Below are 17413 nucleotides of genomic sequence, written 5' to 3' on the forward strand. Positions count from 1 at the left end.
TCTTTGGAGTCAGTCCCTATACTGTAGTGTTATACGATTATTGATTATGATTATTGATTATTCTTGTGGTCGTGGACCTGCGTCTAATCCCGTCGATTCTACCGTCTTGATTAAACGGATCGATACATCCTCATGCACTCGAACCTGACAGGACAAGCGGATGGACGGATCCTCAATTCCCTTATTCTGACGAACCGTAGCTTCTGCTTCACCGATTTCGCCCAAATCACCTGTTAGTACTTCAACTGCGCAGGTTGTACATCTTGCATTACCACCGCAGCGGTGCAGCACATCTACACCTTCATCCTCTAATGCTAGAACAAGCTTCTTGCCTTCTTCAGCCTGTATGTCCTGCTTTCCTTCTACTTGAATTACTGGCATTAATACGCCCTCCTCATTATTATTTATTTTAGAGCAAACTGTTGGAATATAAAGTATATCATTATTTCAATGAACTTATATACTCACGTTACTATTACTTAGCCTTAACTAAGGAATCTATTCACCTATTAACGGTGATCATTAATCTCTATAATACCTTGCATCTCATAAGGATAATCAATTTGCTGCTTAACTAGCTTCATTTCCTCTTCTCCTGCAAAAAGCTTTATGATATATAGCCCCAAATCGATCGAAGTGGATACTCCACCTGCTGTAATAATATTTCCATCCCTTACAATCCTGGACTTTACAACTTCTCTGCAGTATGGCTCCAGTAGATCATATGCTCCCGGATGGGTCGTTGCCGCTCTATTGGTTAAGAAACCGGCAGCTCCCCATAGTAAGGAACCTGAACAGACCGATACTTTATATGGAACTGCCTCAGCTGTTCTAACCCATTCGATAAACTCCTGATCATAACGAAGACTTCTCGTCCCCATACCACCCGGAACAAACACCAGATCATAATCGCCTAAATCCGGCTTAATCTTATTCACTTTCACGGTTAAGCCAAGTTCATCAGTAACCTCTTCACTCAGACCACAGATATCCCATGTGGTACCTTTCGTTTGTTCAAATAGGTTCAACCTGTATATCACATCATAGAATCCCACAAAGTCTAAAAAAGTCACTCCATTAAAGAGAACTAATCCGATCTTCATTGACATCCTCCTCTTGAGCTAGATCTCTATCAATCAATTGATCGATAGCGTTCGGAAACAAAGGCTTACTTAGCTCTAAAATAGCCTTAGCGTAATCTTGAATTTCCTTCTGAGCGTCTTGCTCCAGTCTCTGGTTGAGGAAATGACACACCGACTGAAGGGAGGCGGTCCAATACCATCGAACATACATCCCATATGCAGGTAGAAAAAGTCTCGCTTGTTCAGGACATACACCGCTATCTAACGCTTCTTCATACTTTCGCATTCCTGAATCTATGTATTCCAGTAATTCCGCTGTAAGTTTAGCTCCGATCCTATCATCCAGAACCTCACCACTGCCCTGCTTCGAATTCTCGGGTTTACTTCTCCACTCATCAGCAGCTGGGATATAAAATGTTGCCTCTTCTGTAATATATCTTCGACTGGATTCATTCCATGCTTCAAGACTGTCTCCGGTGCCCTCAAAATGCGCAGATCCAATCACATACTTCCACCATTGTCTAGCGACCATAAGAGGTGCATAAATTTCGAATTGAAGCATCGCATGTCTAAATGGAGAGGTATGACCTTCTCTTGCTAAGAACTTAATAAGTCTAATATCTTTATCCGTTAACACTGAAGATTCCTTGGCATAGGATACCCGCGCTGCATTAACAACGGCTAAATCGGTACCCATATGATTCACTAGTCGAACATATCCCTTATCCAAAACATTTATAAATGACACTTTCGTCCACTCCTTGTTGTTACGCTATTCTCTTCTCTTACTTCAATAAAGCCTCTTCTCATAAGATTCCTTTAATGATATGGATACATCCTCTTCCTTAGCCCCAGCGTGAGCCGCTATGATTCTAGCGGGCTTAGGTAATTCATTCACATCTTGCCAACTTTCAGGATTCCATAACTCTGATCTTTTGAAAGCTTTAGCACAGTGCATGTAGCACTCTTCGATGGTTACACCAATCCCCAAAGTTGGCACTTTACCATTCGCCCTCATCGATTCCAGTATGTGAGCGTCCTTCATAACACACGCTCTCCCGTTAATTCGCAAGGTTTCCTCTAACTGTGGGATTACGAGTATAATTCCAATATGCGGGTTTGATAAAATGTTCAATATCGAATCGAGTCTTCGGTTCCCCGGTCTTTCAGGGATTACAATATGCTGATTATCAATAATATGTATAAATCCTGCTTGATCTCCTCGAGGAGAAACATCACAATTACCGTTATTATCCGAAGTGGATATGAATATCATAGGTGACTTATGAATGAAATCAATACAGTGACTATCCAGAGAATGGATTGTCTTCTTGGCTACCAATGGACTTGGATATCCCAATAGATCTCTGAGCTCTGACTCACTAGTAATTCTCTCTCGAAAAGTATGATCCATACTTCCCCTCCTCCACCATGTAGCTAATAGTTACGTCACACCTGTAAATTATAGTGATAGAATTCCTCGTCCTTAATAAACCCATTTCTCTCATATAACTTTTGCGCTACTTCGTTATCTACTGCCGTAGATAGTGACAGTCCCTTAGACTTTGTTTCCTTGGCAAGAAGCTTCGCCTGATCTAACAACAATTGAGCTATCCCCTGACCTCGATAATGTTCAGCTACATATAGGTCATTTAATGTCCAGGCCCTCCGCATCGATATGGAGGAGAATGTGGGATATAACTGTGTAAAGGCTATGATTGCATCCGTTCCGTTATCCACAGCAATATAGATAACCGACTCTTCAAGCTTCAGTCTTTCAGACAAAAACAACTTAGCACCTTCAAGATTCGAATCTTGCTTATAAAACACTCGATAAAGATTGAATACATCGGCTAATGGATTCAAATCTTCTATTGTTGCTTGTCTGACAGTGAACATCCTACTCATACTCATTCTTCCTTTCTTTACAAATAATATTTTTCACCCTACGCGAGGAGATAATTACAGATCACGGCGTTTACTTCATCCGCTTGCTCATGGTTCACGGCATGCCCAGCATCCTTCACAATCTTGTAACGCAATTGATTGTCTCGTAGTTTCTGTATTGCCTTCGGATAATTAGATAATATATCTAACTCCCCTATAATGAACAGAGACTTATCTCTTAATAATTGAAGCTGCGTGTCGTCGAAAATAATTGTCTTATGCTTCATCATTGATTTATTGTTGAAATACTTGAGTAGATAATACCAATGATTCATAAGGATTGGGTGATTCTCAAACACCGTATAATTCGGACCACATAACTTCCTTAATAGCTTTTTACTGTTCTTCTCTGTTGGGAAGATTGCTTCCGGTAAAAATGCCTTCATCATCGTTCTTATGACTTCCCCTTGACTGCTAGCCACTCTTCCTGCCATACATACAATCTTTCTAACCTTGGATGGTCTCATTATTGCATAATGATATGCTAGATAGGCTCCGTAGGAAACCCCTGCAATATTGACCTCTTCCAATTGTAACTGTTCCAATATTTCATCAAGCCAGATGGTCTGATCAAATGACCTATAATAATGTTCATTCGGTTCACTCCTACCAGACCCTCCAATTGCATCCACAGCAATAACATAGAAATGTTCAGACAACCGCTTGATGTTGTACAGCCACATCATCGCTGAGTTATCACCTACGCCATGGAACAATAATAATGGAGGATTCGTTATGACGCCTGCAATGATGATATGTGTACTTCCATAAGAAGTCAGGATATCTTGTCGTTCGTGAATTACATTCCAGCTGTCTAATAACCGATTATACGTTTCATGAATGAGTTCCTGACCTTCTTTGCATTTATACCTTTTCATAAGTCCTACGCTCCTTAGGGTATAGAAACGGTTAACGCATCAATAAACGCTTTCGTTGAATACACATTTACACCAATATTTTGAATTTCCTCAACCCCTTTTGGATACACACCTGAAACGGCATCCTCCACCATCACAACTTTGAAATCCCGTTCACTCGCTTCATACATACTTGTTCGAGGACAGTTTGGAAAGTTACAGCCGATAAAAACCAAGGTATCTATGTCCTTCTCTTTCAAAAAATGCTCTAGGTCTGTCTTATAAAATGCCCCCCAGCGAGATTTGTACATTACCCATTCCTCATCGGCGATACACTGCATTTCGCCATTTAATAGTGCCTCAAAGTTCAAACTCTCTGCATGCAGCGGCATAATAGAACGAACAAGTTCAGCTCCGGTAGATTGAGGGCACACAATGCGAGCACCAGATTCAATGAGTGATCTTCGGCACAAATCAACGTTGGTTCCATCTTCCCTATAGATGCGAATCACATGTACAATGGGAATCTTTTGAACCCTGCATACTTTTAGAATACTTTCCATGTGTGGAATCACTTCATATGTCCCTTTAATTTCAGCAACAGCCCCTGGCAAGCTAAAGTCATTTTGGGTATCGATCGTAATGACTGCACATTTCTCAAAATTAGGTTCGGTATAACTACTCACAGTATCATTCACCTCATCCTTAGAATGAACTAGCCCATTCAACACAACAAAACCCGACCACAGATAGTTCCTATCTAGGATCGGGTCATGTTGATCGATTGTAAGATGTCCTTCATCATTATACGACATAAACATTCCATTTCGTTACCTATTATTCAAGTTCCACAAAAAGTATCATTTATCATTAAAATGTATACATTACTTCATCTCAGCTCGCATTTCACCTGCACTCTTGCCCGTATACTCCTTAAACTTCTTATAGAATGCATCAAGCTGCTTGAAGCCAACTTCAAGAGCAATTTCGTAAATCTTTTTATCCGTATGAACGACAAGGGATTTCGCCTTCTCCATACGTGTGCGCATCAGATAATCATTAAATGACATTCCCACCGTTGACTTAAATACCTGACCTAAGTACGTCGGATTCATATGAATTTCTTCAGCAATCATCTTCAAATGGATATTATTAGCATAGTTCTCTCTCACCATCGCTTTAACTCGCTCCACTGTCTTGGCAGAGGAGGACATCTTGAGTCTCGCCAGATATTGGATCACTTCGAGACACTTCTGCTCTGTGAAATTCATTACCTCATCAAGTGTCTTGATATCTAGAATAATTCGAGTTTCATGCGTCTCGTCTTCGAATATATGATGATACGGCTCCTCCATATCCTTAATTAGACTGAATAAATGTGTGAATAGTTCAAGCACAAAAGACTGAACCGTTCGCTTGGAAGCTCCACATGCCAAGAACCGTCTTTTCTGGTCGGCTAGTAAGGAGGATAGCAGTTCCTCATCCTTAGCACTTATCGAATCGATGATCGCCCGAATATACTTGATCGCTGGCGAATTCAATGGCATATCATAGGCATTAAACTGGACTGAAGAGATGATCTGTCCATGAAACAAAAAGTTCATCTCCATTCTCCGCAGCGCCATTTCGAACGAACTTGCTAATTCTCTCAGATCTTGAATCTCATCACCAATCGCGATAGAAACGGGTAGCTTCACATATTTTCTAATACTATCCCTAATCAGTTCAGCTAGCTGCTGAACCACTTCTTCACCAGATTCTGAAGCATCACCTATTAATACAACGCCCAACCGATCTCGCGATTCTTCGAAAATATAACCACGATGCACAAGTAATTCTTCCAACACATTTAGGACCGCAAAACGCTGTATCCCCATCTCATCTTCTGTCCAAGAAGAATCCGTCAGATCTTGAAAATGCATCTCTATAAGCAGTGGACAAATCCAAGACTTCTCCTCTACCGGAATATTAAGAAATTCCAGCTCCGTGCCAATCTCCTCATCCGTGAGAAATCCATGCGCCCAGCGTTTTAGAATACGCTCTCTTAATGCTGGAATGCCGTGATGTAATTGCTTATTCATTTGAAGCTCATAAGTAAGTTCTTCCTTAATACTCTGAAGCAGTTCTGAGAGGTTCTCTTGATCCACTGGCTTGAGGAGATAGTCCTTTACCCCATGTTTAAGACACTCTTTTACGTAGTCGAATTCCTCGTACCCACTCATTACGATGATAGGAATATCTTCTGATAGGGTACGAATACAACGGATTAACTCTAGCCCGCTCATCCCCGGCATTCGAATATCTGTAATAACAAGGTGAAATATTTCATTCTTTAATAGCTCCAACGCCTGTTTTCCATTCGCCGCTTCACCTGTAATGATATAACCGTATTCATTCCAATCCAGCATATATTTCAAAGATTTGAGAGCACCCGGTTCATCGTCAACAATTAATACTCGAAACATCGATCTATTCCTCCTTCTGTCTGCTCCACACCGTTGGCAGTACCATACTTACGCGTGTCTCTTCACCTGCTACGCTGACAATATCAAGCCCGTAATCCGTGCCGAATGTCATCTGAATCCGTTGCTGTGTATTGAGTAACCCTAGATGCTGATTATGAGTTTCTACCTCGGGATTCTGAAGACGCTCCCATATTTCAGACAACTTCTCAGCAGAGAAACCTGGACCATTGTCCTGCACTGAAATCCGGTAGTGCCGATCATCAATCCATTCTCCTCGAACCTTGATTATCGTGTCACTCTCGTTATTCTCTAGCGCATGGATCATTGCATTCTCTAGTAAGGTATGCAGAGCAAGCTTAGGGATCGGAAACGGATGTAGTGATTCGGGAACCTCACTAGAATAGATCAAGCGACTTCCATAACGGAACATCTGCACGTTCATGTATGTGTTCACAGCATCCAGTTCTTCCCCTAAGCGCACTACATCTCCTTTTCGATTCAACATATTTCTAAAGGATTGAGCGAACCATTTAACGATATCTGCATTCTTATGGTCACCGTTCTCTAGTAAGTTACCTCGGATCGCATTCAGTGTATTAAATAAATAATGTGGATTAATCTGGGCTTGAAGCGCATACAATTCAGACTCTCTGCGCTTTAGCTCAAGCTCTTTACGTTCGATTTCTGCTTCGTACACTTGCTTAATCAGGAGGTCCATACGAGCCATCATCTGATTGAATTTATAGCTCACTTGGCTAATCTCGTCATTGCCTCTAACTTCAATAAATGATTGCAAGTTATCGGTGTTCATCTCTTTAATCTTAAGAGCAAGTACTGTAAGCCTTTTCGTTAATCCAGTAGATATCGCATAAATGATAACCATACATAACAGTAAGGAGCCCACATACAATGCAAGCGCTATCCATTTCATCTGATTAACTTTACTGATGTACTGATCTATCGAGACCAGAGAGACAATTTTCATGCCAGATACACTATGTCTTGTATCGAGCGTCTTGGATACGAGTAAATATTTCAATCCATCTTCCATATACATCGAAGTAATGTTATCGTGTGCTGCAATCTCATCATAAAACCCATAATCCTGAATATGCTGTCCTTCGATGCTCTTCATCCCATTGTCCGCAATAACTTGGCCATTGTTTAAAGCGATAACGTATCGCTGCTCCTGACCTTCTTTTGAGATTAAATCTTGTATGACGCGCTGATCGACATCTACGGCAATGAATAACTCGGATTGATTGAAAATATTGTACAGCTTACCTACGAGCCTAAGTACATCCGCCTTATAAATATCAGAACGCCCCATATAGGTCCACACTCGAGATAATCGCTTGTCAGCATAATGCGCTGCTTTATACCAATCATGTTCTTGAATTTCATCATCAATATTCTTAACATCGGAGAACTGGAACGTCGGATTATTCGTATACATCATTAAATTCAAGGAATCTGTAGTAGCCCGAATAACATTCATATAAGGAGTTACTACGTCAAAATATACACCCTGTGCCTCTGAATCGGTTTCATAATGAGTGAGAAGGGCTTCTTGTATATCATTATTAATATAGAAAGAATCGATGACCTGCTCATATACCTTCATGGAGTTATCCAGATTTAAAGCCAGCTGAGAAACAGAATAGTTAACATTCTCTTTGGCTTTGTCTAATAAAATCCCACTAACATATTGGATGAGCACATTGGTCAGTACACCCAAGAGAATCGTAACGACAAGCATGTTTGCCACAAAGATTTTTGTCCTGATCTTCATATCTATATCTCCACTGGCTTCAACTGGACATTCGCAAAACTGTCAGTCTAGCCTCTATCGTTGTCTATTAATGTCGTATAATGTCACTGTTCGATCTTTTTCTTTATTATAACGCTCTTATTCATTCTGCCTACCCCTTATTCCATAAAATACTACAGCGAAAAACCAGCCGGAAAACGGAATAATTGACTTTTTCTTGGGCTTCAGGGGAACACAGCTCTGTGCCTTAAGATGTCTGTCTAATTATTCTGTAATCCAGCTGGCTTATGCTAGACAATAGAGTTCGTCACTACTTTACCGCTTGATTATAACGAGCCATAAAGTCCTGCCATACTTTAGTCATGCTCTCATCCAGTTTTTGCTTGCCGTTCTTCTCAATTTGCGATACGGCTCCAGACCAGCTGCTCTCGAACTCAGCTTCTGTTTTGGAAAGAATGACTTTAGCCGCTTCTTTATGCCAAATCTCTTCAAGTTTGATTGCAATCGGCTTTGCATCTTCCGGGGTATTTAACTGCCATAGCATAGTTGGGTAAATAACCGGTTTAGCTGCGAAGTCAGCCCAAGTTTGTTTACCATACTTAGCGAGAACTTCTTTGGTACGATCATCGTAAGAAGAAGCTACAAAGTCCTTCGTAATTGGAGTTGCATAATCACCATCATCAAGCTTAGCACCGTTACCGTAACTAAAACGATTAAATGGTCCTTGAATTCCTTCACTTGTTCCAACCGTTGGATCAGCTTTGATTTTCGCATCGAAATCAGCATTACGAACACGCTTACCATCTACAATATCAAAGTGCTGTCCTTCAATACCCCAGTTCATCAGGATCTGACCTTCATCTGTGAACAAGTAATCAATCATTTGAATGATACGCTCAGGGTTTTTCGCTTTAGATGTAATTGCCAAGTTCGTACTTGAGTTTGTTGGCGGGAAACCATTAGATTGGTCTTCAATTCCTTCGTTCAGCATAATCGGGAATTTTGCGTACAACTTATCGTAATCTCCATTGGCAATGATGGAACTTTCGTAACCTCTCATCAACCAAGCTGGCATATAAGTTGCTAGTACACGACCTTGAGTAATTTTAGCTCCAGCGGTTTCTGCATTTAAGCTGAATACTTCCTTGTCAAGCATACCTGCATTTTGCAGTTTATTCAGAAACTTCATATACTGCTTCACTTCATCACTTGTCATAGCGAAGCTAACATTGTCATTCTTGATTTCGTAGAAACCATGGTCAGGCAGACCCGCTGCGTTCAGAGCAGGGTTAATATCAAGCAGACCACCACTGATTCCGGAGAAAGGAATTACATCTTTCCCGTCTTCTGTTTTTGGATGCTTCTTATAATAAGATTCAAGAACAGTGTACAACTGATCAAGAGTTTTGATCTCAGGGTACCCTGCTTCTTCCAATACATCATATTGAACGAGGAATGATGCTTGGGAATCAGGAGAAGGCTCTGTTGCAAGATTCACGCCATAAAGTGAATAGATATGTCCCTCTTCATCTTTAAGCAAATCAAAATACTTGCCGAATTTCTTCTTAATGTTCGGTCCATGCTCTTCGATCAATTCTTCTAGTGGAATTACAGCGCCCGCATCTTTGTATTTACCAATCGTCAGTGGAGAATCATTAATAATGTCAGGGTAATCTTCGGAAGCAAGCCATACATCGACTTTACTAGCTCCGCTACCGCCACCATCTACAATCGGAAGATATTCGAAAGATACGCCTGTCTTTTCTTCTAGTTTCTTGTTGATCGGTGTATCCCACTTGTAGCTGGAATCCCATACTTGCATTGAATAGTTAATCTTTCCACCATCGTCACCACTGCTACTATCCGTACCCGCGTCTTTACTTCCACAACCTGCAACCATCGAAGCTGCCAAAAGCAATGACAGGCCTGTTAGCCAGCGTTTACTCATTTCTATCGCCCCTTTTTATATGTGATCATATATTATGCGGAAACTATTCTTTAATAGCTCCGATCATAATCCCTTGAATAAAATACTTCTGTAAGAATGGATATACGAATAGAATCGGTATTGTTACGATGATAGTCATCGTTGCGCGAATCGACTGCGGCGTGATTTGTCGTAACGTCTCACCTGCGAGTGATCCCGTCGCATTACTCGTTACCTGCTGCGTAGATTGCATAAGAATTTTCATCAGCTCGTATTGCAATAGGTTTAAATTCTCCCTAGTGTTATACATATAGTTATCAAACCAGGAATTCCAGTGACCTACCGATACGAACAACGTAATAGTTGCTAGCACAGGCATACTGACGGGCAGTACGATCTTAAACAGTGTCTGAAATTCATTAGCTCCATCTATTCTAGAAGCTTCAATCAACCCATCTGGGAGCTGATCAAAGTACGAACGAATGATGATGACATTAAAGACGCTGATCAAACCTGGAATAATGTAAACCCAGAAACTGTTGGTAAGTCCGATATTTTTGATAAGCATGTAAGTAGGGATCAATCCACCACTCACGTACATACTGATGATCATAATCCAGTTAATTGCTTTACGCAGAATGAACTCTTTACGCGATAAAGTGTATGCTAACATCACAGAACAGATCAATGACAATCCGGTACCTAGAACGGTTCTTGTAATAGATCGCAATGTTGCCCCTAGCAAAGCATCATTCTGAAAGACGACTTTATAGTTATCCAAAGTAAAAACATTAGGCCATAAGTATACTTGACCTCTCAGTGTATCCCCCGACTCGTTCAAGGATATAGCGAGCAGGTTCCAGAATGGATATATCGTACAAATCGTCAATAAAGAAAGCAGTGTATAGTTCACGACATTAAATAGAATATCTCCGGTGCTTTGTGATTTCTTCATGCTCTCCCCCCTCTTAGAACAACGATGATTGTCCGGCTTTTTTCACAAACTTGTTGACGGTCAGCACCAGGAATAGACTCACAATACATTTGAAAATACTGAGTGCAACCCCGATGGAATATTGCCCTGCTCCGAAAGACAAGTTAAGCGCGTACAAGTCGAGCACCTCATAGTAATCAACTGTCAGGGAGTTACCGAGTAGCATTTGTGATTCGTAGCCCGTATTGACAATAGAACCGAGCGATAGAATCAAAAGAATTGTTGCGGTTGGCATTAGACCCGGAATGGAGATATGCCATATTTTCTGGAAACGTCCAGCTCCATCCACTTCGGCTGCCTCAAAGGATTCTGGATTCAAACCAGCAATGACCGCCAAATAAATGATTGTACTCCAGCCAAGCTCTTTCCATAGACCCGTTAGCGTATGGATAACCCAGAACCACTCGCCCTTAGCCATAAAATAAATCGGCTCATCGATGATCCCGAGCATCATCAGAAACTGATTGACGAAACCGCTATCCGGAGATAGGAACGTAAGCACGATGTTCGCGATAACAACCATCGATACAAAGTGTGGTATGTAGGTAATGGTCTGCACCGTTCTTTTAAATCTCACATTCTTGATCTCATTAAGGAATAATGCAAGCGCGATCGCCCCAACAAATCCGGTTATGAGGCTCATTAAGCTCATCGCGAGTGTGTTTCTCAATACGAGAAAGAATCTTTCATCATGAAACAGTGTGACAAAGTTCTCGAGCCCGACAAACTTGCTTCCCATAATCCCTTTACCTGGGGAATATTTCTGAAAAGCCATAATCCAGCCCCACAGTGGAACAAAGCTAAACAATATCAGTAAAAGCACAAACGGAACGGACATGATCAGCAATTGATATTGCGCTGCCAATCGTCTTAACAAAGATTTCTTGCGCGGCGTATCAATCATGTTCGCATCTGCGTTGGTATGAAGTGATGTCTGTCTAATAGTAGGCGCCCCCTCTCTAAAGTGTCTCCTCGTTGTTTTTTCTCTATTTGGTTCATTTGACCTAACTCAATTATGTTGAATTTATCCCCTGCACAAAACCCGTATTTCGTTAGAACATAACCTGTAAAATCTTACAACTTACCTGGTAAATCATATTTTCGATGCCAAAACAAAAAGAAGATCACCCTTTGATTGGGGCAATCCTCTTCTTGAAACTAGCATTATCGGGCGTTATAAAATACTTGCGTTCATGTCTTCCTAAATGAGAGCGTTCGCTGTAACAATACTTTGATACGATGCATTAACATTCAGCGGAGCTGTTGGTGTACCCGTCTGATCATAGATCAGGCGCGCCTCTTCCAACTCTTCAAGTGCTTCTACATCTCCATGGATATAATCGAGCAAACGGTCACCTGCGGATTGAATACGAGCTTTCAGTCCACCATAACGAATATCGAGTACTTCCCAGCCGAATGCTTTATATGTAAGCATCCATGCTTTACGATGAGATAGTCTCAATTCTTCTACCCGACGAATCAGCTCAGGCAGTTCGGTAGTAGCGATCGCTTTCAATTCCTCCATCGCACCCGCATCATAACTCCGCTTGATGCGAACACCAAGGGTCCCTTTCACAGACAAAACGCTAGCCAGTTTCTCATAAGTTTCAAACAGTGCATTGAAAGGAGCAGGCATCTGTCCTTTAACTTCATACCATTTCTGCTCCATCTTATCGTAATAGTCTCCAAGCATTGATTCTGTATCTGGTTCAATATGCCCATCGAACAGTCCTAACAGCAAGTCCTGCCACAATAGAAACTTCGAAGTATTCGCCATCCAGTGATTTCCTTCATCTACACCAGGAACTTCGTCCATATATTTCAGTGAAACCAATGGTTCGAACAGGTCAAGTCCTGTACAAGCTTTCAGACGTTTAGCAAGACGAGCATCGTCTACTTCATCTCCATACCCGTGTTCCGCAAACAACTGTAGACCAGCCAAGATTACGAGATGATTCGTTTCATTGCCATTGTCACCCCAAGCTGTGGCCAGAACTTCCCGTAGTCCTTTCTTCTTCGCAGCTCGCAGTGCTGGATGACTCGTCGTCCATGTCTTCCCGTAGTTTGGAGCAATGGAGTTCCACATATGAATACCACCGGCAAAAATCGGCATGGAGCCGAACTTCATGTGCATGTCATATATTTTCTCATAGCCCTGCTCATCACCTTTACCATAATCCCAATATACAAACTGGACGCCATCAGGAATCTTGTCCATGTTCTCTTCCGAGAAATTGGCATTGACGTTGTAAAGATGACCTTGATAATCATTGGAGAGTAGGTTGAAATACATATCACTCCAGATCATCGGACGAAGCTCATATTTATTCGTAATGTCGAGCACTTTGCTCACATGTTCATTCATAATTTCAAAGCGGTCACGGAAACCATGCTTTCTCAAATAATTCCCTAGGCCCACCTGGAATGCTTCATCCATACCAATATGAATCCGCTTCGAACGGAAAGTCTCTGCAGCGGTACGAATCATCTGCTCAATAAATTCATAAGTCTTCGGCTCTCCAGCGAGCAGGATGTCGTTATGATCTTTGATTGCTCCAGCATAATTCCATTTCAGTGCTTGATGAAGATGGCCAAGTGTCTGAATGCAAGCAATCATCTCGATTCCGAACACATCTGCATAGTCATCACACTCACGAAGCTCTTCCTTGGTGTAACGCCCTCTCATATATCCAAAATAGGGTAGATCCTCGATTTCATAGGTATCCTCTGTATACATCATTAAACCGTTCATGCCCATAACAGCCATGTAACGAATAAATTGTTTAATGGTCTCTACCTTCATGACACCATTACGCGACACGTCCAGCATCGTACCATTAAAATCAAATCGCGGCTGCTCCGAAATTTCAAATGTCTCGCTCTCCTTGGCCTGTTCTACGAACAATCCCAGGGCACGGTAAAAATGAATTTTATTCTGGTAGTGGATCCTTCCACTATCGCCATTTCTTGTTACGGTAAGCGGGCCCTCACCTTGAACTACTTCAACAGTGATACCTCCTGCTTGAATCTGAATACCTAGCATTTCAGCTAGTTCAGCAGTACCGCGGGTTAAATCCTCAGTCAATCCTTGAAACAACATTTTCATCTCGATTGATACCTCCGTCTGTCCGACTATACCAGTAACTTAATCAATACAAGTAGACCTTACAACCCCTAATATAATAGATCATCACCTATAATTAGCAAGATGAATATTCACTTATTGTCCAACACGATCCCGGTAAGTTCGGGGTGACATGCCTGTAATCCGCTTAAATACACGTGAGAAGTAGAATGAATCTTTGTAACCAAGTGCTTCACCCACCTCTTTTACCGTAAGTTCTGTATTCAGCAAAATATTCTTCGCTTCAGCAACCTTGAGTCTGTGTAAAAACTCATTCAGGGGATACCCCGTATATTCGTGAACGATCCTTCTAAGTGTAGATACCGAAATATGATGCCTTGCAGCCATTTCGGAGGGTTCATAATTCTTATCCAGTGACTTGGATAAATCATCAATTACTTTTAGGACAAAACTCTCTCGATTATTCATTTCGGTACGATCCGATTGCGACACCAGATCGTATAGGAAGGATTCCAACATTAAAGCGGCACGGTCCATATTACTTGGCACTCCGCTATCAATAAGCATGAACATCATTTCCATGCGATGAAAAAGGGAGTCGTCAAAGGCGGCGCTTTTAATGAGTTCCGGGTTCATAAGCCAGTGCCTAACCCACTCCTCCACCCGGTACCCCTCCACGGTAAAATAATATTCATCCCAATAACCTTCCGAATAAGGACCGTAGTTAAAGGAGGCACCTGGAAACAGACAAAACCAACTCCCAGCTTCTACCCTCTGTATTTCTCCACCGTCAACCTGATAATATCCACTCCCGCCTGTGATCATAACAAACGCCCAATCGTGGAATTTTGCATCCACTCGCTGCATAGTTCTTCCAGGTAAATGACCTGCATTAACAACCGCCAGGGATTTGATCTTCTGCTTGCTGGAATCCATCCTTGGATTATAAATTCTAATAGGGTGAGAACTGATCATATAATCCATGTATTTTGTCATCCTGCACATTCTCCCTTTAAAACAACTATGATAAATTAAACTTGCTTGAATAAATATAACATATCTGCGTTTTGTATATCCTGTCAGAAACAGTAAAAAAAGACGTAGATACCGAGAGGATGTAAGCGTAATCATGAGCAAAATTAAAGTTGGTGTGATCGGCTGCGGCTCGATCTCCGAATCCCATTTCCATGCTTATCACATTAATCCCGATGTAGAGATTGTTGCAGTCTGTGATCTAGTTGAAGACAGAGCTCGTGCAAAGGCTGAAAAATACAACGCATCGAATGTATATACCGACTATCATGAATTGTTAGCAAATCCGGAAGTTCAGGCTGTTAGTGTCTGCACATGGAACAACACCCACGCTGAGATCAGTATCGCTGCGCTTCGTGCAGGTAAAAACGTGCTGTGCGAAAAGCCTTTATGTAAAACCGTAGACGAAGCTCTTCAAGTAGAACAAGCCGTACGTGAATCAGGCAAGTTCCTTCAAGTTGGTTATGTTCGCCGCCATGCGTCTAACATTGCTGTATTGAAGAAGTTTATTGATGCTGGTGATCTCGGTGATATTTATTTTGCCAAAGCTAGCCTGATCCGTCGTCTTGGTAATCCAGGTGGATGGTTCTCTGATAAAGAGCGTTCCGGTGGCGGACCATTGATTGATATCGGTGTTCATGTTATCGATCTCTGCTGGTACCTGATGGGCAAACCGAAGGTGAAATCCGTGAGTGGTAATACATACAACAAGCTTGGCAACCGCTCGCATATCGAGAACTACGATTTCTATAAAGCAGCTGATTACAATGCAGCAGATAACGTGAATACAGTTGAAGATATGGCGAACGTGCTTATCCGTTTTGAGAACGGTGCATCACTGATGGTTGATGTCAGCTTCACACTTCATGCGAAACAAGATTCCGGAACCATTAATATTTATGGAGACAAAGGCGGCGCTGAAATTGAGCCTGTACTGTCCATCTCTACAGAGCGTCACAACACCATCATTAATGTCAGCCCACAGCTCACAACACCAGGATTTGATTTCCAAGGTGCTTTCAATAACGAAATCACTCACTTCGTCGACAGCTGTCTCGGTAAGATTGAAACGAACAGCCCCGTTGAAGACGGTGTAGAAATGATTAAAATTTTGAACGCGGTGTATAAGTCCGCTGAAGAAGGCATCGAAATTCGCTTCTAGGCGACTTTTGATCACGGAGTAACTCAGTGAAGTATACTCGACATCGAATCTTGCGTTCACCTTTGAAGTCCGGTGCTCATGTAGGTTCATCCTACACTCCGCTCCTCCTTCTTCAGGTTTACGCAACCTTCTCGGTGCTGAAAAGTCGGCGACTTTTGATCACGGAGTAATCATCACATATTTAAAATGATAAGGAGGCTAATGCCGCTATGAATTTAACGAATAAGATTGGTGTAATTGTAGACAGCTTTGGAGTTGGGGTTATGGAAGGCCTTAAAAAAGCGAAGGAAGTCGGAGCAGACGGTGTACAAATCTATGCCGTATCTGGTGAGATGGACCCAGCTGCCCTTTCCCCTGCCAAGCGTAAAGAGCTTCGCAACTATATTGATGGATTAGGCCTTGAAATTTCCGCTCTTTGCGGAGATTTGGCTGGACATGGCTTCCAAGATGCTGAAGCTAACCCAGAGAAAGTTGAAAAGTCTAAACGTATCCTCGATCTTGCTGTAGAACTAGGTAGTAATGTGGTGACAACCCACATTGGTATCGTTCCAGACGATAAGAACGGAAGAATCTACGAAGCGATGCAGCGTGCATGTGACGATCTTGGAGTATATGCCAAGAGCATGAATGCTTACTTCGCGATTGAGACGGGTCCAGAACCTGCAGCACATTTGAAGAGCTTCCTCGATACGCTGAGCACGAACGGTGTTTCGGTCAACTTCGACCCAGCGAACATGGTTATGGTTACAGGTGATGATCCTGTAGAGGGTGTTAAATTGCTGAAGGATTATCTGGTACACACGCATGTGAAAGACGGTAAGCGTCTTCGTCCTGTCGATCCAAGAGACGTATACGGATATCTTGGGTACGGTGCTATGGATCATGAGAAGATCGCTGAAATGGCATCCTCTGGTGCCGCATTTGAAGAAGTACCACTTGGTGAAGGTAAAGTAGACTTCCCAGCCTATTTCGCAGCACTTCAGGAAATTGGATATAACGGATATTTAACCATTGAAAGAGAAGTGGGCAGCAATCCTGAGAATGATATCCGTAAAGCCGTTGAATTCATTAAAACTTACCGTGGCTAAGTA

At 41.9% G+C, this 17413-nt stretch carries 16 protein-coding genes; 2 read left to right on the top strand and 14 right to left on the bottom strand.

Annotated elements, in window-relative coordinates; all coding sequences use genetic code 11:
- Window positions 1-57 precede the first annotated feature (57 nt).
- The 14 genes from AC3WJJ_RS10625 to AC3WJJ_RS10690 all read right to left on the bottom strand — a co-directional run bounded on the left by AC3WJJ_RS10625 (window position 58) and on the right by AC3WJJ_RS10690 (window position 15124).
- Window positions 58-381 carry a 2Fe-2S iron-sulfur cluster-binding protein gene (locus AC3WJJ_RS10625; protein ID WP_422657483.1) on the bottom strand — a complete coding sequence of 108 codons (324 nt, stop codon included), beginning with the start codon at window positions 379-381 and terminating at the stop codon, window positions 58-60.
- Window positions 382-509: 128 nt separating this feature from the next.
- On the bottom strand, window positions 510-1103 hold the full coding sequence (locus AC3WJJ_RS10630) for a DJ-1/PfpI family protein (RefSeq protein WP_492540384.1): 594 nt from the start codon (window positions 1101-1103) through the stop codon (window positions 510-512).
- Window positions 1078-1830 carry an FAD-dependent thymidylate synthase gene (gene thyX, locus AC3WJJ_RS10635; protein WP_492540386.1) on the bottom strand — a complete coding sequence of 251 codons (753 nt, stop codon included), beginning with the start codon at window positions 1828-1830 and terminating at the stop codon, window positions 1078-1080. Before thyX ends, AC3WJJ_RS10630 begins: the two co-directional genes overlap by 26 nt.
- 42 nt (window positions 1831-1872) lie before the next feature.
- Window positions 1873-2496: a pyridoxamine 5'-phosphate oxidase family protein gene (locus AC3WJJ_RS10640; RefSeq protein ID WP_492540387.1), complete on the bottom strand. Its 624-nt coding sequence runs from the start codon at window positions 2494-2496 to the stop codon at window positions 1873-1875.
- Between the two features lie 35 nt (window positions 2497-2531).
- Window positions 2532-2990 carry a GNAT family N-acetyltransferase gene (locus AC3WJJ_RS10645; RefSeq protein ID WP_492540389.1) on the bottom strand — a complete coding sequence of 153 codons (459 nt, stop codon included), beginning with the start codon at window positions 2988-2990 and terminating at the stop codon, window positions 2532-2534.
- A 38-nt stretch (window positions 2991-3028) separates the two neighbouring features.
- The gene (locus tag AC3WJJ_RS10650) at window positions 3029-3907 is read right to left on the bottom strand and encodes an alpha/beta fold hydrolase (RefSeq protein WP_492540390.1); all 879 of its coding nucleotides are present in this window, start codon (window positions 3905-3907) and stop codon (window positions 3029-3031) included.
- A 14-nt stretch (window positions 3908-3921) separates the two neighbouring features.
- The gene (locus tag AC3WJJ_RS10655) at window positions 3922-4701 is read right to left on the bottom strand and encodes a cysteine hydrolase family protein (RefSeq protein ID WP_492540391.1); all 780 of its coding nucleotides are present in this window, start codon (window positions 4699-4701) and stop codon (window positions 3922-3924) included.
- Between the two features lie 69 nt (window positions 4702-4770).
- Window positions 4771-6351: a response regulator gene (locus AC3WJJ_RS10660; protein WP_492540392.1), complete on the bottom strand. Its 1581-nt coding sequence runs from the start codon at window positions 6349-6351 to the stop codon at window positions 4771-4773.
- Window positions 6352-6355: 4 nt separating this feature from the next.
- Window positions 6356-8143: a sensor histidine kinase gene (locus AC3WJJ_RS10665; protein ID WP_492540393.1), complete on the bottom strand. Its 1788-nt coding sequence runs from the start codon at window positions 8141-8143 to the stop codon at window positions 6356-6358.
- Between the two features lie 289 nt (window positions 8144-8432).
- Window positions 8433-10070, bottom strand: a complete 1638-nt coding sequence (locus AC3WJJ_RS10670; protein WP_492540395.1) for an extracellular solute-binding protein — start codon at window positions 10068-10070, stop codon at window positions 8433-8435.
- Between the two features lie 43 nt (window positions 10071-10113).
- Complete coding sequence (locus tag AC3WJJ_RS10675) at window positions 10114-11004, bottom strand: carbohydrate ABC transporter permease (protein ID WP_422657493.1); 891 nt, start codon at window positions 11002-11004, stop codon at window positions 10114-10116.
- 13 nt (window positions 11005-11017) lie between these two features.
- Window positions 11018-11947 carry an ABC transporter permease gene (locus tag AC3WJJ_RS10680; protein ID WP_422657494.1) on the bottom strand — a complete coding sequence of 310 codons (930 nt, stop codon included), beginning with the start codon at window positions 11945-11947 and terminating at the stop codon, window positions 11018-11020.
- Window positions 11948-12244: 297 nt separating this feature from the next.
- Complete coding sequence (locus tag AC3WJJ_RS10685) at window positions 12245-14149, bottom strand: beta-N-acetylhexosaminidase (protein WP_492540397.1); 1905 nt, start codon at window positions 14147-14149, stop codon at window positions 12245-12247.
- Between the two features lie 114 nt (window positions 14150-14263).
- Window positions 14264-15124: a helix-turn-helix domain-containing protein gene (locus tag AC3WJJ_RS10690; protein ID WP_492540399.1), complete on the bottom strand. Its 861-nt coding sequence runs from the start codon at window positions 15122-15124 to the stop codon at window positions 14264-14266.
- 133 nt (window positions 15125-15257) lie between these two features.
- Between AC3WJJ_RS10690 and AC3WJJ_RS10695 the strand changes: the two genes are divergently transcribed.
- Window positions 15258-16322, top strand: coding sequence for a Gfo/Idh/MocA family protein (locus tag AC3WJJ_RS10695; protein ID WP_422657497.1), 1065 nt, complete (start codon window positions 15258-15260; stop codon window positions 16320-16322).
- A gap of 209 nt (window positions 16323-16531) precedes the next feature.
- The gene (locus AC3WJJ_RS10700; protein WP_422657498.1) at window positions 16532-17410 is read left to right on the top strand and encodes a sugar phosphate isomerase/epimerase family protein; all 879 of its coding nucleotides are present in this window, start codon (window positions 16532-16534) and stop codon (window positions 17408-17410) included.
- The last annotated feature ends 3 nt before the right edge of the window (window positions 17411-17413 follow it).

The organism is Paenibacillus sp. FW507-14B1B, assembly GCF_058781425.1.